The 8,042-nt window shown below is 72.1% G+C and carries 7 protein-coding genes; 4 read left to right on the top strand and 3 right to left on the bottom strand.

Features of this window, described 5'->3' with window-relative positions; genetic code table 11:
- On the top strand, positions 1 to 525 hold a 525-nt coding region (locus FNX44_RS28145), incomplete at its 5' end, for an ATP-binding protein (protein WP_143649902.1).
- A 672-nt stretch (positions 526 to 1,197) separates the two neighbouring features.
- On the opposite strand, the gene FNX44_RS20230 is transcribed toward FNX44_RS28145, so the two are convergent.
- Positions 1,198 to 2,160 (bottom strand): pirin family protein, encoded by a 963-nt coding sequence (locus FNX44_RS20230; RefSeq protein WP_143649901.1) that lies wholly within the window; start codon positions 2,158 to 2,160, stop codon positions 1,198 to 1,200.
- A 165-nt stretch (positions 2,161 to 2,325) separates the two neighbouring features.
- A complete protein-coding gene (locus tag FNX44_RS20225) occupies positions 2,326 to 2,877 on the bottom strand; it encodes a Uma2 family endonuclease (protein ID WP_143649899.1) in 552 nt (183 codons plus the stop codon).
- A 136-nt stretch (positions 2,878 to 3,013) separates the two neighbouring features.
- Here FNX44_RS20225 and FNX44_RS20220 point away from each other — a divergent pair, with 136 nt between their 5' ends.
- Complete coding sequence (locus tag FNX44_RS20220; protein ID WP_143649897.1) at positions 3,014 to 3,544, top strand: levansucrase; 531 nt, start codon at positions 3,014 to 3,016, stop codon at positions 3,542 to 3,544.
- A gap of 36 nt (positions 3,545 to 3,580) precedes the next feature.
- On the opposite strand, the gene FNX44_RS20215 is transcribed toward FNX44_RS20220, so the two are convergent.
- A complete protein-coding gene (locus tag FNX44_RS20215) occupies positions 3,581 to 5,272 on the bottom strand; it encodes a Stk1 family PASTA domain-containing Ser/Thr kinase (RefSeq protein ID WP_143649895.1) in 1,692 nt (563 codons plus the stop codon).
- Positions 5,273 to 5,550: 278 nt separating this feature from the next.
- On the opposite strand from FNX44_RS20215, the gene FNX44_RS20210 reads away from it, so the two are divergent.
- A complete protein-coding gene (locus tag FNX44_RS20210; RefSeq protein ID WP_143649893.1) occupies positions 5,551 to 7,194 on the top strand; it encodes a protein kinase domain-containing protein in 1,644 nt (547 codons plus the stop codon).
- A gap of 272 nt (positions 7,195 to 7,466) precedes the next feature.
- The coding region (locus FNX44_RS20205; protein ID WP_143649891.1) for a phosphotransferase at positions 7,467 to 8,042 on the top strand (576 nt) is incomplete at its 3' end.

Raw genomic sequence — 8,042 nt, 5'->3', positions numbered from 1 at the left:
GCCCTGCTGCTCGTACGCCGCGGCGAGGACGGCACCCGCCCGGCCACCGCCCGCCGCACCGTGCTGACCATCTCCCAGGCCGACGCCGTCCGCGTCGCCGACGCCCGCCACCAGCTCCAGGCGATGCTCTACGACTGGGGCACCGCGCAGGACACGGAAGTCGCCGCCACCGAGGACGTGCGCGCCGCGGAGGAGGCGCGAGCCGCGAACGCGGCCGCCGCCGTCGACGGCGCCGTCCTCATGCTCTCCGAGATGCTGACCAACGTCCTCGTCCACACCGACGGCGACGCCCTGATGGTCGCCGAGGTCACCGGCCGCCCCGGCGCCCGCCGCCTCCGCGTCGAGGTCTCCGACCACAGCGACGAACTCCCCCACCGCCGCGACCCCGGCGAACTCGCCTCCTCCGGCCGAGGCCTGGTCCTCATGGACCTCCTCGCCGGCGACTGGGGCGTCGATCCCCGCGGCGAGGGCAAGGTCATCTGGTTCGAGCTCCGCGAAGACGCCCCACCCCCCACCTGGGACTGAACCACGCCAGGGGCCGTTCACCCGAACGGGGGACCGACAACGCCTCAGCGGAAGAGCTGAACCAGGGTGTTCAGATCCCCCCGGTCGGCCATCTCCTTCCAGCGGAGGCGTCCAACAAGAAGTGACGGCGTGGTCCCGACTCCGTCACAGACCCACCGCCCGGCGGAATTCCTTGGTGTGCCGCCTGCTCTCCTGATCGGCTTCGGTCGTCCGTTCGCGGCCCTGGGCGTCCCGCCCGCGTACCTCCCGCAGGGCGGTCACCGGATCCACCCCACGCGCCCGGGCTGCGGCGCCGTCCGCTCGCAGCCGTTGAAGTGCGGCGTGGGCCTCCCCGCTTCTGGTTCCGGTATTGGCGGAGTTTCACTTCCGCCAATACCGGAACCAGCCCGTGCTCACTCGTCTCGAACATGATCAGATCGCCCTCGTGGGCACCGGACTCGGCATAACGCTCGAGCAGTCGGCGCAACGCCTGCCACCTCTCCGTAGGCAGCGACTCGGGTAGCTCCGCAGCCGCCAGTACCAGGAGCGCCGCATGCGGGGCTGCCTCCCCACCCGAGTCGTGTGCCCGCGCGCTGCGCAGCGACCGCGTCACGTGTCCGAGCAGCGCTATCCGCCGCGCATCCGACGGATTCAGCCTCGCGGGTGACGTGAAGGCCTCTCCACTCTCCGGCGTCAGCCTTTCCGGGTCGGGGGGATGCGGCCGAGGCGGCCCGCGTTGAAGTCCTCGAAGGCCTGGACGAGTTCGGCGTGGCTGTTCATCACGAACGGGCCGTAGTGGGCGACCGGTTCGCGGATCGGGCGGCCGCCGAGCAGGACGATCTCCAGGGCGTCGGTGCGGGAGTCCTGCGACGGGTCCGCGTACACCGTGACGGCGTCGCCGGCGCCGAAGACGGCCGTCTGGCCGGTGTGCACCGGGCGCCGCTCGCGGCCGACGCCGCCGCTGCCGGCGAGCACGTACGCCAGCGCGTTGAAGTCGGACCGCCAGGGCAGGGTGATCTCCGCGCCCGGGCTGACGGTCGCGTGGACCATCGTGATCGGGGTGTGCGTGATGCCCGGCCCCTGGTGGCCGTCGAGGTCGCCGGCGATCAGCCGCAGCAGCGCGCCGCCGTCCGGGGTGGTCAGCAGCCGCAGCCTGCCGCCGCCGATGTCCTGGTAGCGGGGAGCGGCCATCTTGTCGCTCGCCGGGAGGTTCACCCACAGCTGGAGGCCGTGGAAGAGGCCGCCGCTGACGACCAGTTCCTCCGGCGGTGTCTCGATGTGCAGGAGCCCGGAGCCGGCGGTCATCCACTGGGTGTCGCCGCCGTTGATGACCCCGCCGCCGCCCTCGGAGTCCTGGTGCACGAACGTGCCGTCGATGAGGTAGGTGACCGTCTCGAAGCCGCGGTGCGGGTGCCAGGGGGTGCCGCGCGGCTCGCCGGCAGCGTAGTCGACCTCGCCCATCTGGTCCATCATGATGAACGGGTCGAGGTGGCGGTGGTGGATGCCGGCGAACGCGCGCCGGACGGGGAAGCCCTCCCCCTCCAGGCCGCTCGGTGCGGTACGGACGGCCAGCACGGGCCGGTCGACGCTCTCCGGCGCGTTCGGCGCCGGGACGCGGGGCAGTTCCAACGGGTTCGGTGCGGTGATCGCGGGCATCGGTGACCTCTCCTCGGGAGCCGGAAGCAGAGTAGTTGAAATCTGAACAACAACCAAGCCCCGCGTGTTCCCGGTGACGCGACAGCACAGAAGCGCCCGAAAAAAGCGCCCGACGCGGCGTACCGCCGACGTCGGGCACGACGCGTGATCAGGCCTGGCTCGCTCTCAGCGCACCCAGTCCTTCAGCGGCTCGGTGTCCAGGGAGAAGCCCACCGGGGCGGGCAGCTCAACCGGCTTGCCGAAACGGCGCCGGACGAGCTTGGTGTATGCGCCGCCCTCGGGTTCGCCGTACACCAGCGTTTCGCAGGTGTCCCGGTCGATGAGGAGGTAGACCGGGATGCCCGTCTGCGCGTACGCACTCGGCTTTTCTCCCCGGTCGCGCTTGTCGGTGTCGCCGGCGTACGACGTCACCTCGACGACCATCAGCACCTGATCAGGGTCCGCCCACTCTCCCTGGCCGGCGAATCCGCCATCCGCTGTCAAAGCGCCGTCCGGCTTGGCGTAGCCCTTCCGGCAGGTCTCGACCCTCAGCCCGCGTTCCGGGTAAAGCCACAGATCAGGCCGGTGCTGCATGCAGTACTTCGTCAACCACCTGATGATCTCGTCGTGGTCGCCGTCCGGCACCGCTTTAACCCCCAGCTTTCCGTGAATGAACTCCAGGCGTACGCCTTCCCGCGCAGCGGCGGCGGCGATGCGCTCGAACTCCTCGGCAAGCATCTGCGGCCGGTCCTCAGTTACCGTCACCACACACCTCCGTTGTTCAGTCTGGGCGCGTGCTGGGCCTGAGGGAGCGTTCCTCGCTCGAACGCTCCCGGTGTTCCGCGTCCGTGCGGCGCGCGGCAGAATCTGCGGCATGGAGACGGGGGAGGCGCGGGACGCGCAGAGCTACCTGGCCGGGGTCGCCGAGCGGCTGGCCGGCGACGGGTGTTCGGTCGGTTGGGACAACTGGGCCGGGGCGCCCGTGCTCGTCGGCCGACGGGCCGACTTCCGGCTGCGCTGGGCGGCGACCAGGCTGCACCTGTTCACCATCGCCGCCGAGGTGCCCGAGATCACCGTGCCGGTGATCGACTCCTTCACCCGGCAGGCCATGCGGTACGCCAAGGCCCACAAGGGCGGGCTGCCGGTCGGTCTGCAGACCGGCGTCGCCCTCTTCCCGGTACTGGTGAGCGAGCGGGTGGATCCGGCCGCGATGTGGTGGGCGATGGAGAGGCAGCGGCTGGAGTTCGCCTGCATGGCGCGCCCGGTGGTCGTCGACGCCGCCCGCCGGGCGGTCGGCTACTACCGGGGCAAGCCCGCCGTCGGCCGCTTCTACGCCCACCACCAGATCACCAGGGGCGACCGCTACCTCACCGCACCGGACTGGCCGCTCGTGCCGACCCGCTGAGCCGGCGCACGCCGGCGCTCAGCGGGTCGGCACGCGTCACGGCTTGCCGGTGGAGACGGTGAGCTTGATCTCGTCGTTGTCCGGGTCGAACGGCTCGTAGTTCTTCGGCGACTGGGACATCACGATGCCCTTGCCGTAGACGTTCTCGTCCTGCTCGGTGAAGTCGTCGTCGAGCTTCCAGCCGGCGGCCTTGATGCAGGCCCGCACCGAGTCGATGTGCTTGATGGTGAAGTCCGGCGTGACCAGGCGCGGCTTGTCCTTGTCGCGGTCCTGGTAGTAGGGCCGGGCCTCGGTGCACTTGTCGGTGGTGAGGGTGCGGGTCTTGTCGCCCTCCTTGACGCCGGCATCGGTCGGCTTGGGGTCCTCGTCGCCGTCCTCGTCGCCGTCCTCGTCTCCGTCACCGCCGCCGCCGGGGGTGACCTGCTCGACAGGGCTCGGGTCGCCGCCCTCGGCCTCGTTGCCGCCGCCGTCGCTCGTGCGGCTCATGGCGATGATGAGGCCGACGGCGGCGATCACCACAAGCGCGGCGACGGCGGCGCCGACGATCATGCCGAGGTTCTTGTTGCCGCCGCCGGTGTTGGCCGGGGGCGGCGTGGAGCCGTACGGGGCCGGGGTCGCGGCGCTGTTGTACGCGGCGGGCATCGGGCCGGTGGTGTTCGGCGGCGGGGTGCCGTAGCCGGACTGGGACGCGTACGGCGCCGGGGTCTGGTAGCCGGCGGCCGGCATGGCGCTCGGCGGAGGCGGCGTGCCGGTCGCGCTGACCGGTGGGAAGACGGACTGCGCGACGCCCGCGCCGCTCTGGGCGGGGGCGCCGCCGATGATCGTCGGCGTGGTGCCGGAGGCGGCGCCGGAGTGCATCACGCGCTCGCACTCCTGGCGCATCTCCTCGGCGGAGGAGAAGCGCTCGTTCGGGTTCTTCCGCAGGGCGCGGGCGACCAGCGCGTCCACCGCCGGCGGCAGCGAGGCGTTGATGGAGGACGGCGGGACCGGCTCCTCCTGGACGTGCGCGTAGGCGATGGCCAGCGGCGAGTCCGCGTCGAAGGGCAGGCGCCCTGTGACCAGTTCGAAGAGCATGATGCCGACCGTGTAGAGGTCGGACCGGGCGTCCACGCCGCGCCCGAGCGCCTGCTCGGGGGAGAGGTACTGCGGGGTGCCGACGACCATGCCGGTCTGTGTCATGGACGTCACACCGGACTGCATGGCCCGGGCGATGCCGAAGTCCATGACCTTCACCACATTGCGGCGGGTCATCATCACGTTGCCGGGCTTGATGTCGCGGTGGACGAGGCCCATCTCGTGGCTGACGTCGAGGGCCGCGAGCACGTCGGCGGTGATCTTCAGCGCCTTCTCGGCGGGCATGGCACCGAACTGGCGGATGTCCTCGTCGAGCTCGCCGCGCAGCGGCTTGCCGTCGACGTACTCCATGACGATGTACGGCACCATCGCGCCGTCTATCTCGTCCTCACCGGAGTCGAAGACGGACACGATGTTGGTGTGCGTCAGCTTGGCGACCGCCTGCGCCTCCCGGCGGAACCGTTCGCGGAACGCGGCCTCCCGGCCGAGTTCGGAGTGCAGGGTCTTGACGGCCACCTGCCGGTCCAGCACGGTGTCGTGACCGAGATGGACGGAGGCCATGCCGCCCGCACCGAGCAGTTGTCGCAGCTGGTAGCGGCCGTTGCCGACGTTCCGCCCCTCGAAACTCGCTGGCTGTCCGCCGACGTCGCTCATCTGCCTGCTTCCCCCTCGGCGCCGTAGGCCCTCCTACGGACCGTTCATCTCGCATGTACGGTTGCTGTTGGATCGGGATATCCGGGCCCCAGTCTGCCGTAGGGGTCTGACGAGTCAAGCCGCCTACCGGTTCCGTGACCCGATGCACGCGCATCGTACGCCGGTACGCGGAACCGCAGGCCGCAACTTGCCAGGCCCTGCCGGGAGCGGGTTGGATGGCCCGTCACTCCCCCTCACGCTCGCCCGCGCCCCGCGGGTTCCAACAATGGCGAGGACTGATGGCCCAGACACACTCCGCCGGGGGCCCCGCGGACCCCGACGAGCCGGACAACGGCGCCGCCGGGCAGGCCGGGATGTTTGGGAACAACGGCCTCGTCGGCGACGGCCGCTACCGGCTGACCGGCCGGCTCGGCCGGGGCGGCATGGCCGAGGTCTTCGCCGCGGAGGACGTCCGGCTCGGCCGCACGGTCGCGGTGAAGCTGCTCCGCTCGGACCTGGCCGAGGACCCGGTGTCCAAGGCGCGGTTCACGCGTGAGGCGCAGTCGGTCGCGGGCCTCAACCACCACGCCGTCGTCGCCGTGTACGACTCCGGCGAGGACGAGGTGGACGGCTCGGTCGTCCCCTACATCGTCATGGAGTTGGTTAAAGGTAAAACCATCCGTGACCTTCTGGCCACCTCCGAGGCCCCGCCGCCCGAGCAGGCGCTGATCATCGTCTCCGGGGTGCTGGAGGCGCTGGCGTACAGCCACCAGCACGGCATCGTCCACCGCGACATCAAGCCGGCCAACGTCATCATCACCGACTCGGGCGCGGTCAAGGTGATGGACTTCGGCATCGCGCGCGCCCTGCACGGCGCCTCCCAGACGATGACGCAGACCGGCATGGTCATGGGCACGCCGCAGTACCTCTCTCCCGAGCAGGCGCTCGGCAAGGCCGTCGACGCCCGCTCCGACCTGTACGCGACCGGCTGCCTGCTGTACGAACTGCTGACGCAGCGTCCGCCGTTCACCGGCGAGACGCCGCTGTCGGTGGTGTACCAGCACGTGCAGGACGACCCGGTGCCGCCGTCCGAGGTGCACGACGACGTGCCGCCGGAGCTGGACGGCCTGGTCATGCGCTCGCTCGCCAAGGAGCCGGACGACCGCTTCCAGTCCGCGGAGGAGATGCGCGGCCTCACCCAGTACGGGTTGCGTCAACTCCAGGAGCAGGGCGGTCACACCGGCGGGCTGTGGAACACCGGTCCGGTGCTCGCCGGCGGCACGCCCGCGATGGGCACGCCCTCCGCCGGGCCCGGCTACGACGAGGCGCCGACGACCGTCGGCCCGCCCATGCTGCTCGGCCGCCCCGACGGCGACGACGGCGGCTTCGAGGGCGGCCCGCGCCGCGAGGGCGGACGCGGCGGCGGCGTGAAGTACGCGCTGATCGCGTTCTTCGCCGTGCTGGCGGTCGCGCTCGGCGTCTACTTCGCCATAAACAACACCGGTGAGGGCAAGGGGAACACCACCGACCCGAGCCCGTCGCCGTCGGTCCAGGAGACGGAGAAGGAGAAGTCGCCGTCGCCTGACCCGACGCCGACGGACGAGGAAACCGACGACGCGAACAACGGCTGGACCCCGCCGCCGAGTTACAACCCGCCCGCGCCGCCGCAGAACCGGCCGTCCACGCCGCAGAACTCCGGCACGCCCAGCGAGCCCACGACCGGCGGCAACACGGAGGGCAACGCCGACGGCGGCCACACGGAGGGCACGAACGAGGGCGCGACCGAGGGCAACCAGGGCGGCGGCGACAACGGCGGCGGTGACAACGGCGGTGCCGACGGCGGCGGGGGCGACCCCGGCGGCGGCGACGCGTCCGGGGGCGGCGGCGACCCGACCGGCGGCGGGGGCGACCCCGGCGGCGGCAGCGGAGACCTCACCAGCTGAGACACGGCGGCGCCGTCCGCGCACCGACGGAAGACAGGCCGCGCGCCGGTCCCGACCGCCCGTCAGGGGCGGCCCCGGGACCGGCGCGCGGCCGTTGTCACGTCTCCGCACCTCGCACCGGCCCGCGGCGGCCCGGCACGGCGTGGCGGGGGTGTCGCGCGGGCGCACCCGGTACCGCTGTTCGGGTGAAGTGCGACCCCGGCGTACGCCCGGGGCGTGAACCTTCGGAACAAAGCCGCCAAAGCCACCAATACGCCGGTACGGTGCCGCTCGTGCAACCACGATCCACGCTCCCCCCGCACACCCTCACTACCCTGCTCGGCCGATACGGCCCCGAGGTCGGTGACCAGATCTCCTGCGAACGGCTCTCCGAGGGCCTGCTGAACCGCGGCTACCGCCTCACCACGACGCGCGGCCGCTTCTTCCTCAAACACCATCTGAACGGCGCCCCGGAGACGATCGAGCGCCAGCACCGGACCACCGTCCAACTCGGGCTGCTCGGCGTGCCCGTGGCGCCGCCGCTGGTCACCGACTCCGGGTCCACGGTCGTCGTGGTCGGCGGGCGCTGCTACGCGCTGCACCCGTGGGTCGACAGCCGGCACCGCGACGGGTCCCAGCTCTCCACCGAGCAGGCCGCCGAACTCGGCGGCCTGCTCGGCCGGGTACACAACCGGCTGCCCGAGGCGGTGGCCGCCGCCACCGCACCGCGGGCGGCGCACGCCGCCGGGGGCGCACCCAGGGGCGGCCGGCTGCTGCCGCGCCCCCGGCAGCCCGGTGGTGCGGGCGCGGGACGGCTCCCGGCCCGGGTGGGGGCCGCGCCGCACGAGGGCTTCGACCCGCCCCCGACC

It is taken from the genome of Streptomyces alkaliterrae (genome assembly GCF_007097205.2).
GTDB classification, from domain to species: Bacteria; Actinomycetota; Actinomycetes; order Streptomycetales; family Streptomycetaceae; genus Streptomyces; species Streptomyces alkaliterrae.
The sequence above is the reverse complement of the archived record's forward strand: the minus strand, read 5'-3'. Positions and strand labels throughout refer to the sequence as shown.

What these genes read in the sequence shown, in the direction of transcription:
- FNX44_RS20230 (WP_143649901.1), bottom strand. Translation starts at nt 2,160, where the DNA reads ATGCCCGCGATCACCGCACCGAACCCGTTGGAACTGCCCCGCGTCCCG.
- FNX44_RS20225 (WP_143649899.1), bottom strand. Translation starts at nt 2,877, where the DNA reads ATGCTTGCCGAGGAGTTCGAGCGCATCGCCGCCGCCGCTGCGCGGGAA.
- FNX44_RS20220 (WP_143649897.1), top strand. Translation starts at nt 3,014, where the DNA reads ATGGAGACGGGGGAGGCGCGGGACGCGCAGAGCTACCTGGCCGGGGTC.
- FNX44_RS20215 (WP_143649895.1), bottom strand. Translation starts at nt 5,272, where the DNA reads ATGAGCGACGTCGGCGGACAGCCAGCGAGTTTCGAGGGGCGGAACGTC.
- FNX44_RS20210 (WP_143649893.1), top strand. Translation starts at nt 5,551, where the DNA reads ATGGCCCAGACACACTCCGCCGGGGGCCCCGCGGACCCCGACGAGCCG.